Below are 23,025 nucleotides of genomic sequence, written 5' to 3'. Positions count from 1 at the left end.
CTACGGCCGGTCGAACCAGTCGCCGCTCTCGATGACCGGGCCGAGGGGTGCGTCCGGCGCCGCCAGGAACACCCAGGCGGACACCCGCGCCCCGTCCCGTACCCGTACGACGTCCATCGCCACCCGCTCGTAGCCGACGGGCAGCTCCAGGCGGTCCAGCAGGCCGAACAGTTCGCCGTAGGTGCCGGGTGCGGGCGTGAGCAGGGTTCCGGCCACCCGGCCCGCCTCCGCCGGGACGACGTACGGATAGCCGGGTCCGTCGTACAGGACCGCCCCGTGCAGCACGGCGTCCGCCTCGGCGCCGATCCGGCCGGCGAGGAACCGGTCGTGGTTGTACGCGCCCGGGCGCAGCGTCCCGTACACGAAGAACGGCCGCTCGTCGTCGGCCGGGCCCTCGGTCTCCAGGGCCGCCGCGGTCTCCCGCTCGACCCAGCGGGCGTACTCCTCGCCGGCCCGGGTCACCCGGGTGGCGAGGATCTCGGGCGTCTCGTAGTCGTGGGCGGCGAGGAGGTGCGCCTCCAGGGCCGGGTAGCGGGCCTCGGTGGTCTTGAACACCACCTCCCACTCCTGGCTGGTCTCGATCGCGCCCTGCCAGTGGTACACGGAGGTGACGGGCCCCGAGATCCGGGCGCAGGCGGCGAGCCGCGCCTCGACGGCGCCGCGCGCCAGGGCGTCGGCCTTGGCGCGCGCGTCGGTGGTGGTGCGGACGGTGACGATCACGTCTCCACCGTACGGGCGAACTGGGCCGCGTGCAGCCGGGCGTACGCGCCCCCGGCGGCGAGGAGTTCGTCGTGGCCGCCCTGCTCGGCGATCGAGCCGCTCTCCATCACCAGGATGGTGTCGGCGTCCCGGATCGTGGAGAGCCGGTGGGCGACGACGAAGCAGGTGCGGCCCGCGCGGAGCGAGGACATCGCCTGCTGGACGAGGAGTTCGGTGCGGGTGTCGACGGAGCTGGTGGCCTCGTCGAGGACGAGGATCACCGGGTCGGCGAGGAAGGCGCGGGCGAGGGTGACCAGCTGCTTCTCCCCCGCGCTGAGGCCGCCCCCGTCCTCGTCGAGGACGGTGTCGTACCCGTCGGGCAGGGTGCGGACGAACCGGTCGGCGTGCGCGGCCCGCGCCGCCGCGACGATCCGCTCCCGCGAGACCTCCCCGGGCGCCCCGTAGGCGATGTTGTCGGCGATGGTGCCGCCGAAGAGCCAGGTGTCCTGGAGGACCATGCCGGTGCCGGAGCGCAGCTCCTCCCGGGTCATCGCCGCCGTGTCGACGCCGTCGAGGATGATCCGGCCGCCGGTCACGTCATGGAAGCGCAGCAGCAGGTTGACCAGGGTCGTCTTGCCGGCCCCGGTGGGGCCGACGATCGCGACCGTGCTGCCGGGCTCGACGGTGAGCGACAGGTCCTCGATGAGCGGCTCGCCGTCCTCGTAGCGGAAGGCGACCTTCTCGAAGGAGACCCTGCCGCGGAGTTCGGCGGGCCTGATCGGCTCCGCCGGGTCCGGGGACTCCTCGTCGGCGTCGAGGAACTCGAAGACCCGCTCGGCGGAGGCCACTCCGGACTGGAGGAGGTTGGCCATCGCGGCGACCTGGGTGATCGGGCCGTTGAACTCGTACGAGTACTGGATGAAGGCCTGCACGTCACCGACGGACAGCGTGCCGCTCGCCACCCGCAGTCCGCCGACGACGGCGATGGCGACGTAGTTGAGGTTGCCGACGAAGGTCAGCGCGGGCTGGATGAACCCGGACACGAACTGGGCGCGGAAGCTCGACCGGTACAGCTCCTCGCCCAGTTCGTCGAAGCGGCGCACGGCCTCGTCGCGGCGGCCGAAGGCGACGACCTCGGTGTGGCCGGTGATCATCTCCTCGACATGGCTGCCGAGCTTGCCGGTGACCGCCCACTGCTTCACGAACTGCGGCTGGGCGCGCTTCCCGACGAAGGTGGCGACGGCCACCGAGACGGGCACGGTGGCGAGGGCCACGAGGGCGAGCAGCGGCGAGATCCAGAACATCATCGCGAGGACGCCGAACAGGGTCAGTACGGCCCTGATCATCTGGCTGAAGGCCTGCTGGAGGGTCTGGGTGATGTTGTCGATGTCGTTGGTGGTGCGGGAGAGGACCTCGCCGCGCGACTGCCGGTCGAGGTAGGTGAGCGGCAGCTTGGCCAGCTTGTGCTGGGCGCGCTCGCGGAGCCGGTGTCCGGCCCGCTGGACGGCGGTGGTGACGATCCTGAGCTGGATCCAGGTGAAGAGGGCGGAGCCGGCGACGACCAGGACGGAGAGGGCGAGGACCCGGCCGACGGCCGTGAAGTCGACCCCGGCGGGGCCGGTGGCGCCGGTGACGACGAGGTCGGTGGCGCGGCCGAGGAGGAGCGGGCCGAGGACGGAGAGGAGGACGGCGGTGGCACCGGCGGCGAGGGCGGTGAGGAGGAGGGCTCGGTCGGGGGCGAGGGTGCGCAGGAGGCGGAGGCCGGAGGAGCGGAAGGAGAGGGAGCGTTCGAGGGCGGCGGCGGGGAGGCCGGGCCCTCGCTGCTGGGGCGGGGGGCCGGTGCGGGCGGGGGCGGCTTCGGGGGTGGTGGCGGGTTCGGGGGCGGCGGCGGTGGTGGCGGCTTCGGAGGTGGCGGCGCCGGGATCTGTGGTGGCGCCGCTTCCCCGGACGGCGGGCCCCTCGGCGGGGCCGCCGGGCCCGCCGGGGGGATCGTCCGTCGCCCGGCCCTCCGCGGTGGTCGTGTTCATGCCGCTTCCTCCTCGGTGAGCTGGGAGAGGACGATCTCCCGGTAGGTGGCGTTGTCCCGCATCAGGGAGGTGTGGGTGCCGGTGCCGACGTTCCGGCCCCGGTCGAGGACGACGATCCGGTCGGCCTGCCGGATGGTGGAGACGCGCTGGGCGACGATCACGACGGTCGCGTCCGCCGTCTCGTCCCGGAGGGCTTCGCGCAGCAGGGCGTCCGTGCGGGGGTCGAGCGCGGAGAACGAGTCGTCGAAGAGGTAGAGCCGGGGACGGGCGACGAGGACCCGGGCGATGGCGAGCCGTTGCCGCTGGCCGCCGGAGAAGTTGGTGCCGCCCTGTGCGACGGGGGCGTTCAGCCCGTTCTCCAGTTTCCGTACGAAGTCGGCGGCCTGGGCGACTTCGAGGGCGTGCCAGAGGTCGTCGTCGGTGGCGTCGGGTCTGCCGTAGCGGAGGTTGGTGGCGACGGTTCCGGAGAAGAGGTAGGGCTTCTGGGGGACGAGTCCGACGGTCCTGGCCATGAGTTCGGGGTCGAGGTCGCGGACGTCGACGCCGTCGACGAGGACCTCGCCGCCGGTGGCGTCGAAGAGCCGGGGGACCAGTCCGAGGAGGGTCGACTTGCCGCTGCCGGTCGAGCCGATGATCGCGGTGGTCTCACCGGGCCGGGCGACGAGCCCGACCTCCTTGAGGACCGACTCCTCCGCACCCGGGTACCGGAAGTCCGCACCCCGGACCTCCAGATGCCCCCGCCGGTCGAGGGTCCGCACCGGGTCCGCCGGCGGGACGACCGAGGAGCGGGTGTCGAGCACCTCGCGGACCCGCTCGGCGCCCACCTCGGCCCGGGGCATGTTCATGAGGAGGAAGAGGACCATCATCACGGACATCGCGGTCTGGAGCAGATAGCCGAGGAAGGCGACGAGCCCGCCCGGCTGGAGGGCGCCGGACTCGATCCGGTGGGCGCCGACGTACACCAGGGCGACGGTCGTGAGCTCCCAGACGATGAGCACCGTCGGGTACATCAGGGCCTGGAGCCGGCCGGCCCGGAGGCCGACGGAGAGCAGCTCGTCGTTGGCGGCGCCGAACCGTTCCCGCTCGTGTCGGTCGCGGACGAAGGCACGGACCACCCGGACGCCGGTGATCTGCTCGCGCAGCACCCGGTTGGCGCCGTCGACGCGCTCCTGCATGCCCCGGAACAGCGGTCGCATCCGCAGCACGATCGCCCCGACGGCCCCGGCCATCACGGGCACGAAGAGGAGCAGGACCAGGGCGAGCGGCACGTCCTGGCGCAGGGCCATGGCGATCCCGCCGACGCAGAGGAGCGGCGCGGCGACCAGCATGGTCAGGACGAGGACGGTGAACGTCTGGATCTGCTGGATGTCGTTGGTCGCCCGGGTGATGAGGGAGGCGGCGCCGAACCGGCCCCGCTCCCGGGCGGAGAAGTCCTGGATGTGCCGGAAGACCTCGGAGCGCAGGTCGCGGGCGACGCCCATGGCGATCCTGGCGCCGAGGTACGTGGCGGCGGCCGCGACCACGGCCTGGAGGAGGGTGACGGCGATCATCACGGCGCCGCCGCTGAGGACGCGGCCGGTGTCGCCGCGCAGGACGCCCTCGTCGATGACACCGGCGTTGAGGGTGGGCAGGGCGAGGGAGGCCAGGGACTGGACGAGCTGGAGGGCGACCAGGAGCACGAGGAGGGGGCGGTACGGCCTCAGGCGGGGGACGAGGAGTCGCAGCAGCACGGTGACGTGTCCTCACGCGCCGTAGGGGCGGCTGGACTTGGCGTCCCTGAGGGCGTTTCCCCACCAGACGAGCTGGTCGAGGAGGGCCTTGGCCGCGATCTCGGCGCCGGCGGGGTCCTTGTGGCGCCCGGTCTCGTCGAACAGACCGTGGGCGTTGTGGAAGGAGACGGTGTCGCGGAGGGTGACGGCGTGCATCTCGGCGTAGACCTGGCGGAGTTGTTCGACGGCGCGCAGTCCGCCGGAGATGCCGCCGTAGGAGACGAAGCCGACGGGCTTGGCCTGCCATTCGGTGTAGTGCCGGTCGATCAGGTTCTTGAGGGAGGCGGGGAAGGAGTGGTTGTACTCGGGGGTGATGACGACGAAGGCGTCGGCGGCCTCCAGCACCGGTGTCACCTTGGCGAGTTCGGCGGTGACGGCCGGGTTCGGGTGGTACGAGAGCGAGGTGGGGAGGTCGACCTCGGCGAGGTCGACGACGGTGACGGTGAAGTCCTCGCGCCCGGCGAGGCGGGAGCGGAACCAGTCGGCGATGACGGGGGCGAAGCGGCCGTCGCGGTCGCTGGCGACGACGAGGGCGAGTTCGAGGGGGGCGGGAGCGGTGGTGAGGGGGGAGACGGTGGCCGTTGCGGGCTTCGTGATGTCCATGTCGCTGATCGTGGTACCTCAAGTTTAGTTGAGGTCAAGCGCCGTTCCGGGGAGCTTCTCCATGACCTCCCCGCCGCCCCTCTCCCCCGGCGCCCTGGAGACCGCCCGGGGATCACGATGGCCCTCCTGGAGTCCCGGCCGGGGCGGGTCCGGCGCCCGGTCACCCTGGCCGGCCTGTCGGGCTACCGGGCCGCCCTGGCGGCCAACTCCCTCTCCGTCGCGCCCGTGACGGCGATCGACGAGATCACGTTCACGGTGGACGAGGAGCTGATGGAGGGGGTGTACTCGGCGTACGACTCGGTGGAGTGGGACGAGCTGTAGAGCGGAGCGGGGGCATCGGCATGGTCGCGAGGTACCTCGTGTCGCCGCACGGCGGGCGCCGCGCCCACCCGGACATCGCCTCGGCGCTCCGGGCGGCGGCCGCACGCCGCCGGCCCACGCGGATCGAGATCGCGCCCGGGCGGTACGAGGAGACGCTCACCGTCCGGGGCGAGGTGGAGCTGACGGCCGCCGAGGGCCCCGGCTCCGTCGTGATCGGCCGGCCACGGGGCACCGTCCTGGACTCCTTCGGGTCGGTCCGCGTCCACGGCCTCACGCTGGTCGGCCGCGAGGCGGACGTCGTCGGCTGCCACACGGGGACGCTCACCCTCGACCACTCCGAGATCTGGGCGCACAGCGGCGTCGCCCTGCACGCCCGGCCGCACACCTCCGTGACGCTGCGGGACAGCGTGGTCGCGCACGGCCGGGCGCTGTTCACCGGCGGCACGGGGCTCGTGGAGCGGTGCCGGTTCACCGACGCCGCCGACAACGCCGTCGCCGTGCTCGAAGGGGCCCGCGTCTCGGTCCGGAACAGCCGGATCGAGGACAGCCGCATCCACGGGCTGCGCGTCAGCGACGCGCACGCCGAGGTGATCGGCTGCGAGCTGACCGGCACCGGGAAGGCGGCTCTCACGGCGGACGCCCGGGCGCGGCTCACCGTGGCGGACTGCGTGATCACCGCCGTCCACGCGGAGGGGATCATGTTCACCGAGCAGTCCCGGGGCTCCGTCGACAACACGCGCGTCACCGGGGCACGGCACGGCATCGGGGCGGCGAGCGGCGCGGACCCGGTGGTGCGCGGCTGCGTCCTCACCGACTGCCGGGACACCGGGATCAACGTCCAGACCGAGGCCCGGGGCCGGTTCGAGGACTGCCAGGTCGTGAACTCGGGGAACATCGCGGTGTTCTCGACCGACGGCGGCGCGCCCGAGGTGCACGGCTGCCGTGTCGTGGGCGGGAACGTCGGCGTCGCCGTCATCGAGGGCGCCCGGGGCCGCTTCACCCACCTCGCGGTCGAGGACCTGACCAACACCGCGCTCCGCGTCTTCGACGAGGCCGGGGCCGCCTTCGCCCACGTCCGGGTGGAGCGCTGCTCGTCCGGCCTGGAGGTCCGGGGCAACGGAGGCACCACCGCCGAGGTCGCCGACGCGGTGTTCCGCGACGTCGAGATGGCCGCGGTGGCGGTCGGCGGCCAGTCCCGCGTCACGCTCAAGGACGTGACGGCGGACGGCGGCATCCTCGGATTCGGCGTCGCCGACGAGGCCCAGCTGCGGGTGACCGACAGCACCGTCACGGCGGTGAGCGGCGCCGGGGCCGGCGCGCTGGGCAGCGGACGGCTCATCGCCCGGAACCTCACCGTGACCGGCTCGGGGTCGCTCGGCGTCTACGGGACGGGATCGGCCTACGTGGACATCGCGCGGAGCGAGTTCACCGACTGCGCGACCGCCGGGGCGAGCTTCGACGAGGAGGCCGGCGGGCAGGTGGTGGACTGTGCGGTGAACGGCACCCGCGGGGTGGCCGTCGCCGGAAACGGCCGGGTCGACACGGTCCGGCTGCGGACCTCGCTGAAGGTCGTCCGGCACGCGGAGAAGCCGGCCGGGCCGCCGCCGCAGATCATCAACATCTTCAACGGACCGGTCTTCAACGGGCCGGTCCGGGACATCCAGGTGGCCTGGGGCAACGAGAACGTCGTCCAGAACCGGGACGAGAACGCCCGGGACCAGAACGAGAACGACACCGAGAACGACACCGACACCGACGCAGACACCGAAGGGGACGGTTCCGGCTCATGAACGACCCGCAGAACCCCGACCGCTCGCAGAACGCCGACTCCGCTCCGGAGGTGCGCCGTTACGACGGGCCGGTCTTCAACCACTCCGTCTCGCACGCCCAGTTCGCCTGGAACAACGAGACCGTCACCCAGAACCAGCAGACCAACACCACCGTCGCGCCGGGGTACGAGGAACTCGCCGCGCGGGTGAACGAGCTCATCCGCCAGCTCCCCGGGTCCGGCCTCGCCGAGCAGGACCGGCAGGACACCCAGGACGCGGCCGAGGAGGTTCTGGCGGAGATCACCCGGCCGGAGCCCGTCGAGGAGGGCCGGGTGCGCCGGGCGCTCACCACCCTCCGGGGCGCCCTCGCACCCGTCGCCACGGGTGTCGTGGCGGGGACGACCGTGGGCGCGCAGGAGTGGGCCCTGGCGGCGATCGGGAGCCTGACCGGGGTGGTGTGAGCGGGTGGTCCGAGGGCGTGGGGCGACCGGGTGCCCGACCCGGTCGTGCGCGAGCGGTGCCGCCGGGGCCCGAGCGGGCCGGTCCGGGCGCGAGCGGTGCCGCCGGGGCCCGAGCGGGCCGGTCCGGGCGCGAGCGGTGCCGCCGGGGCCCGAGCGGGCGGCTCCACCCGTGGGGCGGCCCGGCCGGGCGGCTCCCCCGTGGGGCGGCCCGGCCGGGCGGCTCCCCCGTGGGGCGGCCCGGCCGGGCGGCTCCCCCGTGGGGCGGCGGTGTCACCCGTTCGGCGCGGAACATCCGCTGACACGAAGAAACCCGCTCTGACCTGCGTACATGGGGGAAATCCAGGCGACACACCGTATCGGACGGCCCAATCCTGATGCCTCATCAGGAGGCGCCGGGCGCGCGGCGGCTCTTATCTCGGTCACAGAAGGCCGTTCCGGGAAGTCCCTCCCGGGAGGACCGCCCCGCTCGACCGCAAGCGCGCCCCGGAGGCCCCCATGCGCACCACTGTCCGCCTGTTCACCGGTACCGCGCTGACGGTCGCCGCGCTCGGAGCCCTGGCCGCCCCCGCGGCGTTCGCCGGGAACTACGAGTCGCTCGAGGTCTACCCCTCCGATGCCTCCCCCGGCACCACCGTCACCGTCAACACGCTCGCCTGCGGCAAGCACGGTCACGGCGTCGGGGACGCGAACTCGCTCGGCGCGGGTGAGTTCCAGCTGAGTCCGAGCACGCACAAGGAGGTCGTGGTCGGACAGTTCCGCGTACCGGAGCACGCCAAGGCCGGTACGTACGGCATCAGCGTGGCCTGCGACAACGGCAAGACGGCCCGGGGCGACCTGACCGTCACGCACCGGCGTCCCAGCGGCCACGTCCAGACCGGTGTCGGGGGCAGCGTCGGCCCCGACACCGCCCAGGTCACGGCAGGTGCGGCGGTGCTGGCCGCGGCTGCCGTGGGCGGGGTCCTGCTCCTGCGCCGCCGGGCGAGCGGCGCGCGGGGGCACTGAGGCCACCGCCTGTCCTGCCCCCGCCGCGAGCCCGCATACGGCCCGGCGGGGGCAGGGCCACATCCACGGCCCGCCCGTGGGCCGGTACGGCGGCCCGCCTCGTGGGCCGGGCCACGAACCGACCGAGGGAATCCAGGTGAGCAACAGGACCAAGGGCTGGGGCATAGCCGTGGCCGCCTGCGTCGGGCTCTGGCTCGTCCAGAACGGATCGGAGCAGGTCACCCCGCCCGTACCGTCGGCCGCGCAGGCCTTCGCCGCCGGGCCCAGCGTGCACACCGACGCCGCCGCCGACCCGCTGCCGCCCTCGGCGCCGGTCCGGCTGCGGATCCCCGAGACCGATGTCGACACGCCGATGATGCGGCTGGGGCTCGCCTCGAACGGTTCGCTCGACGTACCGCCGGCCGGGAACCGGAACATGGCCGGCTGGTACGAGGACGGCACCCCGCCCGGCGCCAAGGGCACGGCGATCGTCGCCGGCCACGTCGACAACGCCGAGGGCCCGGCCGTCTTCTACACGCTCGGCGCCCTGAAGAAGGGCCACCGGATCGAGGTGGACCGGCAGGACGGGCGGACGGCCGTCTTCACGGTCGACGCGGTCGAGGTGTACGAGAACGAGGACTTCCCGGACCGCAAGGTGTACGACGAGGCCGACCGGGCCGAGATCCGGGTGATCACCTGCGGCGGCGGCTTCTCGAAGAAGAACGGCTACCAGGGCAACGTGGTCGCCTACGGCCACCTCATCGGGGTCAGATAGACGGCGGGGTCGCACCCGCCGGCCGACGGATGGCCGCGAGGTCGAACCCACCGGCCACCGGCGGACCGCGAGGTCACGCCCACTGGTCGAAGGCCAGCTTCGCGACCAGCGAGAGCACCACGAAGAGCAGCACCCCGCGCACGAACTCGGCGCCCTTGCTCAGCGCCATCCGCGCCCCGACCATGCCGCCGGCCAGGTTGAAGACCGCCATGACGGCCGCCAGCTGCCAGTACACGCTGCCCTGGTGGGCGAACATCGCGAGCGCGCCCGCGTTGGTGCAGACGTTGACGATCTTGGCGGTGGCGGAGGCGGTCACCAGGTCGAGGTGGAGCACGGCGGTCAGCGCGAGGACCAGGAAGGTGCCGGTGCCCGGCCCGAACAGGCCGTCGTAGAAGCCGATCCCGCCGCCGACCACGACGATCGCGGTCACGATCCGGGCCCGGGTCAGCGGCGCCCGGTCCTCCCCCTCGGCCTTCGCGCCGAACGAGGGCCGCAGCATCACGAAGGCCGCCACGGCGAGCAGTACCACCATGATGACCGGGCGCAGGACGTCGCTGCTGATCCCCGCCGCGAAGAAGGCGCCGCCCATGGAGCCCGCGAGGGCGGCGAGCCCGATGCGTACCGCCGTCCGGACCTGGACGGGCGCCTTGCGGACGTAGGTGACGGCGGCGCCCGTGGTGCCCACGATCGCGACGGCCTTGTTGGTGCCGAGGATGTGCGCGGCCTGGACGTTCGGCAGGCCGAGCAGCAGGGCGGGCAGCAGGAGCAGCCCGCCCCCGCCGACCACGGCGTCGATCCAGCCCGCCACGAGCGCGGCGAGGCAGAGCAGGACGAGGGTGGTCAGCGATATCTCGGGCATGCCCGAGAGCCTAGGGAGACGATCGTTGCCCCGTCCATCAATCTCTGGAGAGTTGAGCTACGTCTGAGCTCGCGGCGCCCGGCTCCCGGTCGGGGGCGGGCGGTGCGGCCGGGGTGACGGAGACCGTGAGGAGGGTCGCGGCGAGCGCCCCGGTGCCGAGGAGCGCGGCGGCGAGCCGCCGTCTGGCCCGCTCGACGACCGGGACGCGCGGGGCACCGTGTCTAGACATGGTCGAAGTCCTCGCTGTGGATGCGGGAGGCCGGCACTCCGGCCCGGATCAGGTTGGCGGTGGCGGCCCTCGCCATCGCGGGCGGGCCGCACAGGTACACGTCGTGGGCGGCGAGGTCCGGCACCAGGTGGCGCAGGGCGCGCGGGGCGAGCGAAGCGGGATGGGGGCACCCCCGGCCGCAGGCTGGGGGAGGGCCGAAGGAGTCGTCCGGGCGGCCGACGAGGAAGTGGAGGGCCGCCTGGCGTTCGCGGGCGATGGACTCCAGCTCCTCCCGCAGGACGAGGGAGGCCGTGTCGGAGGCCCGGTAGAGCAGGGTCACGTCGCCGGGTCCGCCGGGCAGCGTCTCGAAGAGGGCGCGCAGCGGGGTGATGCCGACGCCTCCGGCGAGCAGCAGGACCTTGCGGCGGGTGCGGCGGTGGGCGGTGAGCGCGCCGAACGGGCCCGAGGCCAGGACGCGGGTGCCGGGGCGGAGCCGCCGGATGCGGCGGGTGTGGTCGCCGAGCGCCTTGACGGTGATCCGCAGGGTGTCGTCTCGAACGGGTGCGGAGAGGGAGAAGGGCAGGGCGGTCGCCCACAGTCCGCGCCGCAGGAAGCGCCAGCGGAAGAACTGGCCGGGTTCGGCACCCAGCCGGGCCACTCCCCTGCCCCGGACGAGGACGGAGACGACGCCGGGGCCCTCGTCGCGGACCTCGACGACCCGCAGCTCGTGGCGGAGGGCGGCGCGGACGGGGACGACGAGCCGGTACCAGAGGAGGAGGACGGCGACGGTGCCGTGCGCCATCGACCAGAGCCAGCGGGTGAGGAGGCTGCCGGCGATGTCGGGTCCGGCGAGCTGGTGGACGAAGCCGAGGGCGGCGGCGAGGAGTCCGCCGAGGTGGATCGCGCGCCAGGTCTCGTGCCGGACCCGGCGGCGTACGGCCCGGGCGGAGGTGACGCCGACGGCGACGAACAGGGCGGTGCCGGCGGTGGCGGCGGCGATCGCCCCGTACGCGAGGAGGTCCCCGGTGGCGGTGACGAGGTCGGTACGGGTGTGGACGGCGTAGCCGCAGAGCGCGAGGACCGCGTGGGCGGCGATCAGGCCGAGGACGTACCGGCCGCCGAGGGCGTGCGCGCGGGCGAGGCGGTCGGCGCCGACGCCGTGCTCGACGGCCGGGACGCGGGCCATGAGCAGCAGCAGGACGAGGACGCCGTACCCGGCGAGGAGTCCGCTGAGGTGGGCGCCGGTCGCGAAGAGGACGTCGAGACGGGCGGACGGCCGGGCCTGGACGCCCCAGAGGAGGGTGACGGCCCCTGCACCGGCGAGGATCGCGCTCCGCAGCCGCTCGGGGGCGAGCCGCAGGGCGGGGACGGGCCCCGGGCCGGCCGGAGCGGACCGGTCGGGCCGGCCGGGCATCGGGACCGGGGCGGGCGTCGGGACCGGGCCGGGCGTCGGCCGGACCGGGGCGGGGCGGGGCGCCGTGCCCTGCCGGGGCGGTATCGGCGGGGCCTGGGCCGGCCGGGGTGGTATCGGCGGCGCGGGCGCGGGAACCGGGGCGGCGGACCGCTCGGTGTCGAGGGGTACGTAGAGAGGGTGGTGGCGGGCCTCGGTGGTCACATCCGGCACCCTAGGTCCGCCCGTATACGGGAATCCGCAGCTCAGCTCCGTCCCCCCGATCCTTAAGCCTGGCTTGAGCCGAGCCTGATCACGGGTTAACCCTGACGGCCGCCCCGCCCGGCCTCACAGCGGGCGCGGCCGGGGGCGGAGATCAGCGTTCCGTACGGGAAACAGCCGGGATGCCGTCGGGTAACACCGGCCGCGCACGCTTCCCGGTATGAGTACACGGATCGTGGTGGTCGGGGGCGGAACGGCGGGCGCCCGGCTCGCCCAGCGCCTGCCCGTCACCCTCCTCGGCGAGGAGCCGCACGCCCCGTACAACAGGGTGCTGCTCGCCGACGTCCTCGCCGGACGGTACGCCCCGGAGGTGATCGCCCTGCCCGGGACCCGGGAGCCGGTACGGCTCGGGGTGCGGGCGGTGCGGATCGACCGGGAGGCGCGGACGGTGGAGTGCGCGGACGGCTCGCTCGTCGGTTACGACCGGCTGGTCCTCGCCACCGGTTCCAACCCGGTGCTGCCGCCGCTGCGCGGCCTGCGCGGGCCGGAACTACCCGAAGGCGTCCACGCCTTCCGCACGCTCGACGACTGCCTGGAGCTGCGCGGCCGGGTACGGCCCGGGACGCGGGCGGTGGTCATCGGCGGCGGGCTCCTCGGGGTCTCGGCGGCGCGGGCCCTCGCGGCACGCGGCGCGGAGGTGGTGCTCACCCAGCAGGGCGAGCGCCTGATGGAGCGCCAACTCGACGACCATGCGTCGGCCTTGCTGCGCGAACACGTCGAGTCCCTCGGGGTCGAGGTGCACACCGAGTGCCGGGTGAGCGGGCTGCGGCAGCGGGGCGGGGCGGTCACGGCGGTCGAACTGGCCGACGGCTTCGTGCTCGACGCCCAGGTCGTGGTCCTGGCCTGCGGGGTCCGCCCGAGGGTGGCCCTGGCCCGGGAGGCGGGGCTCGACGTCGCCCGGGGGATCGTGGTCGACGACGAACTGCGCACCTCGGACCCGTACATCCACGCGGTCGGCGACTGCGCGGAGCACGCGGGCCGCGTCTACGGCCTGGCGGGCCCGGCCCTGGAACAGGCGGACGCCCTGGCGGAGGTCCTGGCTCCCGTGGTGGGCACGGACCTCGCCCCCTACACCGGCACCCGCGCCCTCACCCGCCTCACCCTCACCGGCGCCCACCCCCTCGACCTCGCCGCCTTCGGCGAGGTCACCCCGCGGCCCGGTGACGACATCGTCCAGCTCACCGACGCCACCCGCAGCGCCTACCGCAAGGTCGTCGTCCGCGGGGACCGGCTCGTCGGGGGCGTCCTCCTCGGCGACCTGGCCGCGGTCGGCGCGCTCGCACGGGCCTGGGAGGGCGACGAGGCCCTCCCGCAGGCCCCCTTGCTCCACCTGCTCACCGACGACGGAGGCTCCTGACATGAGCGCTGACACGACCGCCGACGCGGCCGCCGGCACGACCACCGACCCGACCGCGCACACCCCGACGATCGTCCTGGTCGGCCACGGAATGGTCGGCCAGCGGTTCCTGGAGTCGCTCGCCGAGCGCGGGGTCACCGAGCGGGCCAGGGTCGTGGTCCTCTGCGAGGAGCCGCGCCCCGCCTACGACCGGGTACAGCTGACCTCGTACTTCTCCGGCAGGACGCCCGAGGACCTGTCGATGGTCGAGGCGGGCTTCATGGAGAAGTACGGCATCGAGCTGTACGTCGGCGATCCGGCGGAGTCGGTGGACCGGGAGGCCCGTACGGTCACGGCCCGTTCCGGCCGGGTCTTCGCGTACGACTCGCTCGTCCTGGCCACCGGCTCGTACCCCTTCGTCCCGCCGGTGCCCGGCAAGGACGCCCGGGGCTGTTTCGTGTACCGCACGATCGAGGACCTGCTCGCGATCGAGGAGTACGCGAAGACGGCGACGAGCGGCGCGGTCGTCGGCGGCGGTCTGCTCGGTCTGGAGGCGGCGGGCGCGCTCAAGGGCCTCGGGCTCGACACCCACGTCGTGGAGTTCGCGCCGCGCCTGATGCCGGTGCAGGTCGACGAGGGCGGCGGCGCCGCGCTGCTGCGCACGATCGAGCGGATGGGTCTGACCGTCCACACGGGGACGGGCACGCAGGAGGTCGTGACGTCGGACGGCGCCGTGACGGGCATGAGGCTGTCGGACGGTTCCGAACTGGCCACGGACATGGTCGTGTTCTCGGCGGGGGTACGGCCCCGGGACCAGCTGGCCCGCGACTGCGGTCTCGCCGTCGGGGAGCGCGGCGGCATCGCGGTCGACGAGCGGTGCCGTACCTCCGACCCGTCGGTCTTCGCGATCGGCGAGTGCGCGCTCGCCGCCGACGGGCGGGTGTACGGCCTGGTGGCGCCGGGCTACGAGATGGCCCTGACGGTGGCCGCGACCCTGGCGGACGAGACCGGCGAGGGCGAGGGGTTCACCGGCGCCGACCTGTCGACGAAGCTGAAGCTGCTCGGCGTGGACGTGGCCTCCTTCGGCGACGCGCACGGCACGGCCGAGGGGTGTCTCGACGTCGTGTACTCCGACTCCCGCTCGGGTGTCTACAAGAAGCTGGTCGTGAGCGGCGACGGCGTCCTCCTCGGCGGTGTCCTGGTGGGCGACGCCGAGCAGTACGGACTGCTCCGGCCGCTCACCGGCACCGTGCCGCCGGTCTCCCCCGAGCAGCTGGTGCTTCCGGCGGGCGCGGGCGCCCCGGTGGCTCTCGGCCCCTCGGCGCTGCCGGACGACGCGGTGATCTGCTCCTGCCACAACGTCACGAAGCACGCCATCGGCGAGTGCGCCACGCTCGCCGAGGTGAAGAAGTGCACCAAGGCCGGTACGGGTTGCGGCAGTTGCGTGAAGACCATCGAGAAGCTGCTGCCGGCCGCCACCGACAAGGGGCTCTGCCGCTGCTTCCCGTACAGCAGGAGCGAGCTGTACGAGATCGCCCGCACCCTGCGGGTGGCCTCCTTCACCGCGCTGCTCGACTCGCACGGGCGGCCGGAGGCGCGGGGCGGCGAGGGCTGTGAGGTCTGCAAGCCGACCGTGGGCTCGATCCTGGCCAGCCTCGCCCCGACGCTCGGCATCGGCGGCTACATCCTGGACGGCGAGCAGGCCTCCCTCCAGGACACCAACGACCACTTCCTCGCCAACATGCAGCGCAACGGCTCGTACTCGGTCGTGCCGCGCATCCCCGGCGGCGAGATCACCCCGGACAAGCTGATCGTGATCGGCGAGGTGGCCCGCGACTTCGGCCTGTACACGAAGATCACGGGCGGTCAGCGGATCGACCTCTTCGGCGCCCGGGTGGACCAGCTCCCGGCGATCTGGACGCGGCTCGTCGACGCGGGCTTCGAGTCGGGGCACGCGTACGGCAAGTCGCTGCGCACGGTGAAGTCCTGCGTCGGGCAGACCTGGTGCCGGTACGGCGTCCAGGACTCGGTGAGAATGGCGATCCAGCTGGAGCTGCGCTACCGGGGCCTGCGCGCCCCGCACAAGCTCAAGTCGGCGGTCTCGGGGTGCGCCCGCGAGTGCGCGGAGGCGCAGTCGAAGGACTTCGGGATCATCGCGACGGCCAACGGCTGGAACCTCTACGTCGGCGGGAACGGCGGCGCGACCCCGCGCCACGCGGATCTGCTCGCCCAGGACCTGTCGGACGCCGAACTGGTGCGGTTGATCGACCGGTTCCTGATGTTCTACATCCGGACGGCGGACCGCCTGGAGCGGACGTCGACCTGGCTGGAGCGCCTGGAGGGCGGGCTCGACCATCTCAAGGACGTGGTGGTGCACGACTCGCTGGGGCTCTGCGACGAGCTGGAGGCGCTGATGGCGGCGCACGTCGCCGGCTACCAGGACGAGTGGGCGCAGACCCTGGACGACCCGGAACGCCTGCGGCGCTTCGTCTCCTTCGTGAACGCGCCGGAGGCGCCGGACCCCTCGGTCCGGTTCGTGCCGGAGCGCGACCAGATCAAGCCGGATCTCACGTTCCTCACCCTGGAAGGGGTCACCTCCCGATGACGACGCTCGAACTGTCCCCGTCTCCCGATTCCTGGATGGCGGTCTGCGAGGTGGCCCGGCTGACCCCGGGCCGGGGTGTGGCGGCGCTGCTGCCGGACGGCCGTCAGGCCGCGGTCTTCCGGGACCGGTCGGGTCGCACGTACGCGATCGACAACCGCGACCCGTTCACGGGGGCCCAGGTGCTCTCCCGGGGGCTTCTCGGTTCGGCGGACGGGCGTTCGTTCGTGGCCTCGCCGCTCCTGAAGCAGCGCTTCGACCTGGAGACGGGCCGGTGCCTGGACGACGAGGAGGTCGCGGTGGCGGTGTATCCGGTGCGCTCCCTCTGAGCCTGCCCCCACATCTTGACTGATCGTTCCAGAACGACGTACGGTCAGGGGGTGGCCAGGACCAAGGAATTCGATCCCGACGCCGCACTCCAGGCCGCCCTTGAGCTGTTCTGGGCGCGCGGCTACGAGGCGACGACGATGTCGGACCTCGTGGAGCGCCTCGGCGTCGGCCGGGCCAGCATCTACGCGACCTTCGGCAACAAGCACGACCTGTACCTGAAGGCGATGGACCGCTACCTGGAGACCAGCGACCCGCGGATCGTCGAGGAGCTGTCCTCGCCGGGCCCGGCGCTGTCGGCCGTCCGCGCGTTCGTCCGCCGCTTCGCCGCCGAGGCGTCGACGGACGGGAAGCGGCTGACCGGCTGTTTCGTCACCAACTCGGCGGCGGAACTGGGGCCGCACGACACGGCGGTCGCCCGCCGGGTGGAGCTCAGCTGGGAGCTGGTCGAGACGCTCCTGTACGGGGCGCTCACCCGGGCCCGCGCCGGGGGCGAACTCCCGGCCGGCCGGGACCCGCGGGCGCTCGCCCGGATGCTGCTCGTCCTGCTCCAGGGCATCCGCGTGGTCGGCAAGGCGTCGAGCGACCCGGCCAGGGTCCGGGACGCGGCGGAACAGGCCCTGAGCCTGCTGGACTGAGGGACACGGGTCGAAAGGGCGCCCACGGGGGGCGCCCTTTCTTCGGCCCTCATTATGGAACGTACGGTCAAATATGGGGGGCGGATCATGCACACACAGGACGCGGCGGAGGCGATCGCCGGGCCACCGGCGAGGGGCGCCCGGGAACGACCGGCCCTCGCCGGGCCACCGGCGGGGGCCGGTCGGGAACGACCGGCCCGGCACGGCTTCCTCCTGCTCGGCGCCGTGCAGATGACGCTCATCTTCACGCTCGCCTCCCTCGCCGTGCCCCTCCCCCGCATCGCCGCCGAGTTCCGGCTCGACCGCGCCCAGTTGATCCTGCTGAGCGCCGCCTACGGACTGACCTTCGCCGGGCTGCTCCTGCTCGGCGGGCGGCTCGCCGACCGCTTCGGCGGGCGCCGGACCCTCACCGCGGGCCTGCTCGTCTTCGGTGCCGCCTCGGCCCTCGCCCCGCTCACCCCCGGGTACGAGACGCTGCTCGCCGCCCGGTTCGGGCAGGGGGTGGGCGCGGCGCTCGTCGCCCCGGCGGCGATGGCCGTACTGCGGTCCCTCTTCCCCGAACCGGCCGCGTACGGCAGGGCGATGGCCACCTGGGGCGGCCTCTCCGTGCTCGGCGCGACGGCGGGGAACCTGCTCTCCGGAGTGATCGCGGCCGCCACCTCCTGGCGCGGCACCTTCGCGGTCCCGGTCGCGGTCACCCTCGCGACCCTGTTCCTCGCGCCACGGCTGCTGCCCGCGACACCACCGGGGCGGGGCCGCGCCCTGGACCTCCCCGGCGCCCTGCTCGCCACCGCGGGCATCACGCTCGCCAGCTACGGGCTCGTCCTCACCGACGCCCACCCCTGGGGCTCCGCCCCGGTCCTCGTCCCCCTGGTCGCCGGACTCGTCCTGCTCGCCGCCTTCGGGGCCGTGGAGCGCCGCACCGCCGACCCGCTCCTGCCCCCGGGCTTCCTGCGCGACGGCCGCCGCGCCCTCGGCCTGGCGGCGATCGGGCTCACGGCGGCCGGCACGGCCACGGTCTTCGTGCTGCTCTCCCTCGCGTTCCAGCGGGAGCGCGGCTGGAACGAACTGCTCACCTCCGCCGCCTTCGTGCCCTTCGCGGCCGCCCTGCTCGGCGCGGGACGGCTCGCGGGTCCGCTGATCGGGCGGTACGGCCCCGGGCGCGTCACCGCGACCGGGCTCGGGACGGCGTCGGTGGGGCTCGGGCTGCTCGCCACCACCGGCTTCGACAGCTCCGTGCCGTACGCGTACGGGCTGCTCCCCGGCCTGCTCCTGCTGCCGGCCGGCGGCGCCCTGTCCTTCGCGGCAGCCGCCGTGCTGGCCACCGAGGGCGTCCCGGCGCACCGGGCGGGTCTCGCGGGCGGTGTCCTGAACACGGCGATGGAGCTGGGGCCGACCGTGCTCTTCGCCGCGCTGCTCACGCTCGGCGGCGACACGGTGTCGCTGGCGGCGGCGGCCGCCCTCTTCGCCGCCCTCGCGGTGGCCGCAGCCCTCGCCGCCGCCTCCACGATCCGCACCGGGTGACGCGCATCCGCGTCACCTCTCGCACGCACCTCGCCTACCGCCATCCACCAGGGAGTCGATCCACCATGTCCGCACGCTTCACCGACCGCGTCGTCCTCGTCACCGGTGCCGGTTCCGGTCTCGGCCGGTCCATCGCGCTCGCCTTCGCCGCCGAGGGCGCGAAGGTCGTCGTCGCCGGCCGTACCGCCGAGCCCCTCGCGGGCACGGTCGGCCTGATCGAGGCCGCCGGGGGCACCGCGGCGGCCGTCACCGCCGACGTGGCCGACGCCGGGTCCACCCGGGAACTGGTCCGGCGTACGGTCGAGGTCTTCGGCGGTCTCGACGTGGCCGTCAACAACGCCGGGGTCTTCCGGGGCGGCGGCCACAGCGCCGCCGACTTCCCCCTGGACGACTGGCGGACGCTGCTCGACATCAACGTGACGGGGGTGCTGCACGCCCTCCAGGCCGAGGTGGCGCACATGCGGGCGCACGGGGGCGGGGCGATCGTGAACATCTCGTCGAACCTGGGCCCGCACGTCCGGATCCCCGGCGTCTTCGGCTACCAGGTCTCGAAGGCGGCGGTCTCGGCACTGACCAGGGCCGCGGCCCTGGACCACATCGCCGACGGGGTCCGTATCAACGCGGTCAGCCCCGGCGCCGCGGAGTCCACGATGTCGCTGCGGCCCGGCGAGACGGAGGCCGAGCGGGAGGTCCGGATGAAGGCGGAGTCCCCGCTGGGCCGGATCTCCTCCGCCGCCGAGGTGGCGGCGGCCGTGCTGTACCTCGCGTCGGACGCGGCGGGCTCCGCCGTCGGCACGGACCTGGTGATCGACGGCGGCGTCTCCGCCTGACGCGTACGGCGGGCGCGTGCGGCGCCGCACGCGCCCGCCGGGCTCAGCCCTGGGCGGCCGCCGGGTCCATCCAGAACAGCTCCCAGTGGTGGCCGTCCAGGTCCGTGAAGGAGCGGCCGTACATGAAGCCGAGGTCCATCGGCTCCTTCGCGGGGGTGCCGCCGGCGGCGAGGGCGGCGTCCGCCAGCTCGTCGCACTTCTCGCGGCTCTCCGCGCTCAGGGTGACCAGGACCTCGGTGGCCTTGGTGGCGTCGGAGAGCTCCTTGCCGGGGGCCATGAAGGACCGGAACTTGGGCTCTTCGAGCAGCATCGCGAAGATCGTGTCGCTGAAGACCACACAGGCGGTGGTCTCGTCGCTGAACTGCGGGTTGGAGGAGAACCCGAGCTTCTCGAAGAAGGCCTTGCTGGCGTCGACGTTCTTGACGGGCAGGTTCACGAAGATCATCTGCGGGGCCATGACGGGCTCTCTCTTCCTTCGGTCGGCCGGGCCGCTCGGTGCGTTCCGGCGCTTTCACGAGGTAGGACGGGCGCCTCGCCCGTAACTCATCGCTCTCCCGAGGATTCTTTTCCGCTCAGCCCACGGTGCGCAGCTCCAGCGCCGCCAACGGTACGAATCCACCGCCGGTGCCCTCGGTGCGCGCCCCGGGCCCGGCGAGCCGCCGCAGCAGGGCGAGGGCGATCCGCTCGCCCTGTGCCTTGGCCCGCTCGGCCCGGGGCCCGGCGTGGAGGCCGTCGACGGTGGCGCGCCAGAGCTGTGTCCAGCGGCCGAAGTGGGCGGCGGTGAGGGGCCGCGCGGAGTGGAGGGCGGCGTGCGGGGCGTAGGCGTCGCGCCCGTAGTCGGCGGTACGGAAGAGGGCCCGCTCCCAGAAGTCGGCGATGCGCGGCAGGTGGACCTCCAGGTCGATCCCGGCGATCTCGGTGAAGAACGGCCCGATGAGCGGGTCGTCGAAGGCCGCGCCGTAGAACCGGCGCAGCAGCACGTCGAGGTCGCCGCGATCGCTGATGTCCCGGGTGGCACGCATGCCCCCAGTCTCCCGCCCCGCCGCCCGCTCCCCAAGTGCCGAAGGTCCTCCGGAGCCGGAGGGAGACATGACGGGACGCACCCGCTCCCGCGCCCGCCCCGCGCCCGCCGCTTCCCCTTCACCGATTGTTGATGCACAGTCAATTCCGTACTCCTAGGTTCCGGAAGCGCGCGACCCCGTCGCCCGACCGGCGTGACGGGGCGGTTCACCACCCTTCTCAGGAGTGAGACGTGGAGCGACGCAGTTTCCTGCGTGGAGCGGTCATCGGCACGTCGGCCGCCGCCTTCGGCGGCAGTCTCTGGCACGGCGCGGCCTTCGCCGCCCCCGCCCAGCCGGGCACGGGCCCCTACGGGGCGCTCGGCTCGGCGGACGCGAACGGCATCCTGCTGCCCGCCGGGTTCACCAGCCGGGTCATCGCCCGGTCCGGCCAGTCGGTCCCCGGCACCTCGTACACCTGGCACAGCGCCCCCGACGGCGGCGCCTGCTTCGTCGACGGCACGGGCTGGATCTACGTCTCGAACTCGGAGATCAACCCGAGCGGCGGCGCGAGCGCGGTGAGGTTCAACTCCGCGGGCGCGATCACCGGGGCGTACCGCATCCTCTCCGGCACCCGGCAGAACTGCGCTGGCGGCGCCACCCCGTGGAACACCTGGCTCTCCTGCGAGGAGGTGTCCCTCGGCTACGTCTACGAGGCCAACCCCTGGGGCGGCACCAGCTACCGCCGCGACGCGATGGGCCGGTTCAAGCACGAGGCCGCCGCCGCCGACCCGGTCCGCAAGGTCATCTACCTGACCGAGGACGAGACGGACGGCTGCTTCTACCGGTTCATCCCGACCACCTGGGGCAACCTCACCTCCGGCACCCTCCAGGTCCTCAAGGCCTCGACCGCCACCTCCGGCTCCTTCACCTGGCAGAACGTGCCGGACCCGGACGGCTCCCCCACCGCGACCCGCAGTCAGGTCTCCGGGGCGAAGAAGTTCAGCGGCGGCGAGGGCTGCTACTACGCGAACGACACCGTCTGGTTCACCACCAAGGGCGACAACCGGGTCTGGCAGGTCAACCTCGCCGCCGGGACGTACGAGCTGGCCTACGACGACTCGCTGGTCTCCGGCGGCGGCGCACCGCTCACCGGCGTCGACAACGTCACCGGCACCTCCTCCGGCGACCTGTTCGTCGCCGAGGACGGCGGCACCATGGAGATCTGCGTCATCACCCCGGACGACGTCGTCGCCCCGTTCCTGCGGATCAGCGGCCAGTCCTCCTCGGAGATCACCGGCCCCGCCTTCTCCCCCGACGGCAAGCGCCTGTACTTCTCCAGCCAGCGGGGCACGAGCGGCAGCTCCTCCGGCGGCATCACCTACGAGGTGACGGGCCCGTTCCGCGCGTAACACCCACGGGGCGGGCCGGCCGCTTCCCGCGTACGCCTACGACGTGACCGGCCCGTTCCGCGCGTAGCACCGCAGGTCACCCGTCCGCTGACCGGCGGACGACAGTTCCACCGGCCGTTGGGCGCCGCCGAGCAGGGCGGCGCCCAGCGGCGTCAGTGTGTGCAGGACCGCGTTGCCGTGGCGCAGGGTCGCGATGAGCCCGGCCTCGCGTAGGACGCCCGCGTGCTGGCTCGCCGAGGCGAGCGAGACCCCGGCCCGGCGGGCGAGTTCGCTCGTCGTGCCCCCGTCGCCGATGGCGTGCAGGACGGTCGAGCGGGTCTGGCCGACCAGTTTGGCGAGCGAGGAGCCGCCCGGCGCCCGGACGGTCGGCGCCTCGCCGTGGGTCACGGGGTAGACGAGGACCGGCGGCAGCTCGGGATCGCGCAGCACGACGGGGGTCCCCCGGCAGAAGTACGAGGGCTGGAGCAGCAGCCCCCGCCCGTCGAGGTGGACCTCCCGCTCGACCGGGTAGTCGGCCTCCAGGACGGGCGCGCGCCAGCGCAGCATCGGCGGCAGCGAGGCGAGGAGTTCGTCGGCGCCGCCGTCCAGGAGCGCGCGGCCCCGGCGGGCGCGGTCGGCCTCGACGCGGGCCCGGATGTGCGGCCAGTACGGCTCGACGGCCGCCCGGTGGTAGCTCCGCAGGGCCCCCACGAGCCGGTCGAAGGGCTCCGCGCCGCCGTCGGCGAGGGCGCGCAGCGAATGGGGCACGGTCCGCCCGCCGGAGCGGTCCGCGGCGAGCAGGGAGAGCTCCCCGCGCAGCCGGCCGGAGTCGGTCGAGCGGATCGCCTGGAGGCCTTCGTCGAGCCCGTGGACGCCCTCGGCGGGCGTCAGGAAGTCGGGGAAATAGCCGCGGCTGGGAACGAGCGCGGCGAGGAGCCGGGTCTCACCGCCGAGCCGCATCCGGGTTTCGGAGCGCCATTCTCCGTAGACGACGGGGCCACGCCGGTCCCTTAACCGGTGAAAGCTCAGAATCGTTTCCCACAGAACATCGGGCCGGGCGGCCGTCCGCACCCCCGCCAAGTCGTTTCCGGTGAAATGAATCCGCAGCATGACGTCCCCACCTGTGCACTCGCAACCACCCCCGACGACGAGTATGCACACCATCACTGCACGTTACCAGGGTGTTTCAGCCACAGTTGAAAAGCATCGCGGCAATCGGGCCGGAACCGAAAAGC

22 protein-coding genes are annotated in these 23,025 nt (G+C 73.7%); 12 read left to right on the top strand and 10 right to left on the bottom strand.

All coding sequences use genetic code 11. The features are described from left to right. The 4 genes from cutA to ACRRSS_RS05930 are packed head-to-tail and all read right to left on the bottom strand — an operon-like array spanning position 1 to position 5,098. Positions 1-720 carry a divalent cation tolerance protein CutA gene (gene cutA, locus ACRRSS_RS05945; RefSeq protein ID WP_435970157.1) on the bottom strand — a complete coding sequence of 240 codons (720 nt, stop codon included), beginning with the start codon at positions 718-720 and terminating at the stop codon, positions 1-3. After that, a complete protein-coding gene (locus ACRRSS_RS05940) occupies positions 717-2,726 on the bottom strand; it encodes an ABC transporter ATP-binding protein (protein WP_435970156.1) in 2,010 nt (669 codons plus the stop codon). Before ACRRSS_RS05940 ends, cutA begins: the two co-directional genes overlap by 4 nt. Beyond that, positions 2,723-4,456, bottom strand: coding sequence for an ABC transporter ATP-binding protein (locus tag ACRRSS_RS05935; protein WP_435970155.1), 1,734 nt, complete (start codon positions 4,454-4,456; stop codon positions 2,723-2,725). Before ACRRSS_RS05935 ends, ACRRSS_RS05940 begins: the two co-directional genes overlap by 4 nt. Positions 4,457-4,468: 12 nt before the next feature. Then, the gene (locus ACRRSS_RS05930; RefSeq protein WP_435970154.1) at positions 4,469-5,098 is read right to left on the bottom strand and encodes an NADPH-dependent FMN reductase; all 630 of its coding nucleotides are present in this window, start codon (positions 5,096-5,098) and stop codon (positions 4,469-4,471) included. Between the two features lie 117 nt (positions 5,099-5,215). On the opposite strand from ACRRSS_RS05930, the gene ACRRSS_RS05925 reads away from it, so the two are divergent. The 5 genes from ACRRSS_RS05925 (at position 5,216) to ACRRSS_RS05905 (ending at position 9,405) form a co-directional block, all read left to right on the top strand. After that, positions 5,216-5,419, top strand: coding sequence for a hypothetical protein (locus tag ACRRSS_RS05925; protein ID WP_435970153.1), 204 nt, complete (start codon positions 5,216-5,218; stop codon positions 5,417-5,419). Continuing rightward, positions 5,404-7,209 (top strand): right-handed parallel beta-helix repeat-containing protein, encoded by a 1,806-nt coding sequence (locus ACRRSS_RS05920; RefSeq protein WP_435970152.1) that lies wholly within the window; start codon positions 5,404-5,406, stop codon positions 7,207-7,209. The genes ACRRSS_RS05925 and ACRRSS_RS05920 overlap by 16 nt, the downstream gene beginning before the upstream one ends. Further along, a complete protein-coding gene (locus tag ACRRSS_RS05915) occupies positions 7,206-7,649 on the top strand; it encodes a hypothetical protein (protein ID WP_435970151.1) in 444 nt (147 codons plus the stop codon). The genes ACRRSS_RS05920 and ACRRSS_RS05915 overlap by 4 nt, the downstream gene beginning before the upstream one ends. Positions 7,650-8,144: 495 nt before the next feature. After that, positions 8,145-8,651: a hypothetical protein gene (locus tag ACRRSS_RS05910; RefSeq protein ID WP_435970150.1), complete on the top strand. Its 507-nt coding sequence runs from the start codon at positions 8,145-8,147 to the stop codon at positions 8,649-8,651. Between the two features lie 136 nt (positions 8,652-8,787). Next, on the top strand, positions 8,788-9,405 hold the full coding sequence (locus ACRRSS_RS05905) for a class F sortase (RefSeq protein WP_435970149.1): 618 nt from the start codon (positions 8,788-8,790) through the stop codon (positions 9,403-9,405). Between the two features lie 73 nt (positions 9,406-9,478). Here the strand turns inward: ACRRSS_RS05905 and ACRRSS_RS05900 are convergent, their stop codons facing one another. The 3 genes from ACRRSS_RS05900 to ACRRSS_RS05890 are packed head-to-tail and all read right to left on the bottom strand — an operon-like array spanning position 9,479 to position 11,886. Beyond that, positions 9,479-10,264, bottom strand: coding sequence for a sulfite exporter TauE/SafE family protein (locus ACRRSS_RS05900; protein WP_435970148.1), 786 nt, complete (start codon positions 10,262-10,264; stop codon positions 9,479-9,481). A gap of 37 nt (positions 10,265-10,301) precedes the next feature. Continuing rightward, complete coding sequence (locus tag ACRRSS_RS05895; RefSeq protein WP_435970147.1) at positions 10,302-10,493, bottom strand: hypothetical protein; 192 nt, start codon at positions 10,491-10,493, stop codon at positions 10,302-10,304. After that, positions 10,486-11,886 (bottom strand): ferredoxin reductase family protein, encoded by a 1,401-nt coding sequence (locus ACRRSS_RS05890; RefSeq protein ID WP_435975262.1) that lies wholly within the window; start codon positions 11,884-11,886, stop codon positions 10,486-10,488. Before ACRRSS_RS05890 ends, ACRRSS_RS05895 begins: the two co-directional genes overlap by 8 nt. A 418-nt stretch (positions 11,887-12,304) precedes the next feature. Here ACRRSS_RS05890 and ACRRSS_RS05885 point away from each other — a divergent pair, with 418 nt between their 5' ends. From ACRRSS_RS05885 to ACRRSS_RS05860, 6 genes are all read left to right on the top strand, one after another. Beyond that, positions 12,305-13,501, top strand: a complete 1,197-nt coding sequence (locus ACRRSS_RS05885) for an NAD(P)/FAD-dependent oxidoreductase (protein WP_435970146.1) — start codon at positions 12,305-12,307, stop codon at positions 13,499-13,501. A 1-nt stretch (position 13,502) separates the two neighbouring features. Beyond that, positions 13,503-16,085 carry a nitrite reductase large subunit NirB gene (gene nirB / locus ACRRSS_RS05880; RefSeq protein WP_435970145.1) on the top strand — a complete coding sequence of 861 codons (2,583 nt, stop codon included), beginning with the start codon at positions 13,503-13,505 and terminating at the stop codon, positions 16,083-16,085. Next, the gene (gene nirD / locus ACRRSS_RS05875) at positions 16,082-16,411 is read left to right on the top strand and encodes a nitrite reductase small subunit NirD (RefSeq protein WP_435970144.1); all 330 of its coding nucleotides are present in this window, start codon (positions 16,082-16,084) and stop codon (positions 16,409-16,411) included. The genes nirB and nirD overlap by 4 nt, the downstream gene beginning before the upstream one ends. Positions 16,412-16,462: 51 nt before the next feature. Further along, the gene (locus tag ACRRSS_RS05870; RefSeq protein WP_435970143.1) at positions 16,463-17,047 is read left to right on the top strand and encodes a TetR/AcrR family transcriptional regulator; all 585 of its coding nucleotides are present in this window, start codon (positions 16,463-16,465) and stop codon (positions 17,045-17,047) included. Positions 17,048-17,134: 87 nt separating this feature from the next. Beyond that, on the top strand, positions 17,135-18,571 hold the full coding sequence (locus ACRRSS_RS05865) for an MFS transporter (protein ID WP_435970142.1): 1,437 nt from the start codon (positions 17,135-17,137) through the stop codon (positions 18,569-18,571). Positions 18,572-18,636: 65 nt separating this feature from the next. Next, positions 18,637-19,401 (top strand): SDR family NAD(P)-dependent oxidoreductase, encoded by a 765-nt coding sequence (locus ACRRSS_RS05860; RefSeq protein ID WP_435970141.1) that lies wholly within the window; start codon positions 18,637-18,639, stop codon positions 19,399-19,401. Positions 19,402-19,444: 43 nt separating this feature from the next. Here the strand turns inward: ACRRSS_RS05860 and ACRRSS_RS05855 are convergent, their stop codons facing one another. Further along, positions 19,445-19,858: a VOC family protein gene (locus ACRRSS_RS05855; RefSeq protein WP_435970140.1), complete on the bottom strand. Its 414-nt coding sequence runs from the start codon at positions 19,856-19,858 to the stop codon at positions 19,445-19,447. Positions 19,859-19,973: 115 nt separating this feature from the next. Then, complete coding sequence (locus ACRRSS_RS05850) at positions 19,974-20,423, bottom strand: group III truncated hemoglobin (RefSeq protein ID WP_435970139.1); 450 nt, start codon at positions 20,421-20,423, stop codon at positions 19,974-19,976. 230 nt (positions 20,424-20,653) lie between these two features. Here ACRRSS_RS05850 and ACRRSS_RS05845 point away from each other — a divergent pair, with 230 nt between their 5' ends. Beyond that, positions 20,654-21,811, top strand: a complete 1,158-nt coding sequence (locus ACRRSS_RS05845) for an alkaline phosphatase PhoX (protein ID WP_435970138.1) — start codon at positions 20,654-20,656, stop codon at positions 21,809-21,811. Positions 21,812-21,847: 36 nt separating this feature from the next. Here the strand turns inward: ACRRSS_RS05845 and ACRRSS_RS05840 are convergent, their stop codons facing one another. Then, on the bottom strand, positions 21,848-22,900 hold the full coding sequence (locus ACRRSS_RS05840; protein WP_435970137.1) for a helix-turn-helix domain-containing protein: 1,053 nt from the start codon (positions 22,898-22,900) through the stop codon (positions 21,848-21,850). Positions 22,901-23,025: the final 125 nt, after the last annotated feature.

Origin of the sequence: Streptomyces sp. Qhu_M48 (genome assembly GCF_051305195.1) — a bacterium.
Taxonomy (GTDB): domain Bacteria; phylum Actinomycetota; class Actinomycetes; order Streptomycetales; family Streptomycetaceae; genus Streptomyces.
This window is presented reverse-complemented; position numbering and strand designations above follow the sequence as displayed.

Excerpts from the sequence above, each read along its gene's own strand:
- ACRRSS_RS05915 (WP_435970151.1), top strand. The coding sequence starts at position 7,206 with ATGAACGACCCGCAGAACCCCGACCGCTCGCAGAACGCCGACTCCGCT.
- ACRRSS_RS05910 (WP_435970150.1), top strand. The coding sequence starts at position 8,145 with ATGCGCACCACTGTCCGCCTGTTCACCGGTACCGCGCTGACGGTCGCC.
- ACRRSS_RS05855 (WP_435970140.1), bottom strand. The coding sequence starts at position 19,858 with ATGGCCCCGCAGATGATCTTCGTGAACCTGCCCGTCAAGAACGTCGAC.
- ACRRSS_RS05930 (WP_435970154.1), bottom strand. The coding sequence starts at position 5,098 with ATGGACATCACGAAGCCCGCAACGGCCACCGTCTCCCCCCTCACCACC.
- ACRRSS_RS05890 (WP_435975262.1), bottom strand. The coding sequence starts at position 11,886 with ATGCCCGGCCGGCCCGACCGGTCCGCTCCGGCCGGCCCGGGGCCCGTC.
- ACRRSS_RS05940 (WP_435970156.1), bottom strand. The coding sequence starts at position 2,726 with ATGAACACGACCACCGCGGAGGGCCGGGCGACGGACGATCCCCCCGGC.
- ACRRSS_RS05885 (WP_435970146.1), top strand. The coding sequence starts at position 12,305 with ATGAGTACACGGATCGTGGTGGTCGGGGGCGGAACGGCGGGCGCCCGG.
- ACRRSS_RS05925 (WP_435970153.1), top strand. The coding sequence starts at position 5,216 with ATGGCCCTCCTGGAGTCCCGGCCGGGGCGGGTCCGGCGCCCGGTCACC.
- ACRRSS_RS05840 (WP_435970137.1), bottom strand. The coding sequence starts at position 22,900 with ATGCTGCGGATTCATTTCACCGGAAACGACTTGGCGGGGGTGCGGACG.
- ACRRSS_RS05860 (WP_435970141.1), top strand. The coding sequence starts at position 18,637 with ATGTCCGCACGCTTCACCGACCGCGTCGTCCTCGTCACCGGTGCCGGT.
- ACRRSS_RS05865 (WP_435970142.1), top strand. The coding sequence starts at position 17,135 with ATGCACACACAGGACGCGGCGGAGGCGATCGCCGGGCCACCGGCGAGG.
- nirB (WP_435970145.1), top strand. The coding sequence starts at position 13,503 with ATGAGCGCTGACACGACCGCCGACGCGGCCGCCGGCACGACCACCGAC.
- ACRRSS_RS05850 (WP_435970139.1), bottom strand. The coding sequence starts at position 20,423 with ATGCGTGCCACCCGGGACATCAGCGATCGCGGCGACCTCGACGTGCTG.
- nirD (WP_435970144.1), top strand. The coding sequence starts at position 16,082 with ATGACGACGCTCGAACTGTCCCCGTCTCCCGATTCCTGGATGGCGGTC.
- ACRRSS_RS05895 (WP_435970147.1), bottom strand. The coding sequence starts at position 10,493 with ATGTCTAGACACGGTGCCCCGCGCGTCCCGGTCGTCGAGCGGGCCAGA.
- ACRRSS_RS05900 (WP_435970148.1), bottom strand. The coding sequence starts at position 10,264 with ATGCCCGAGATATCGCTGACCACCCTCGTCCTGCTCTGCCTCGCCGCG.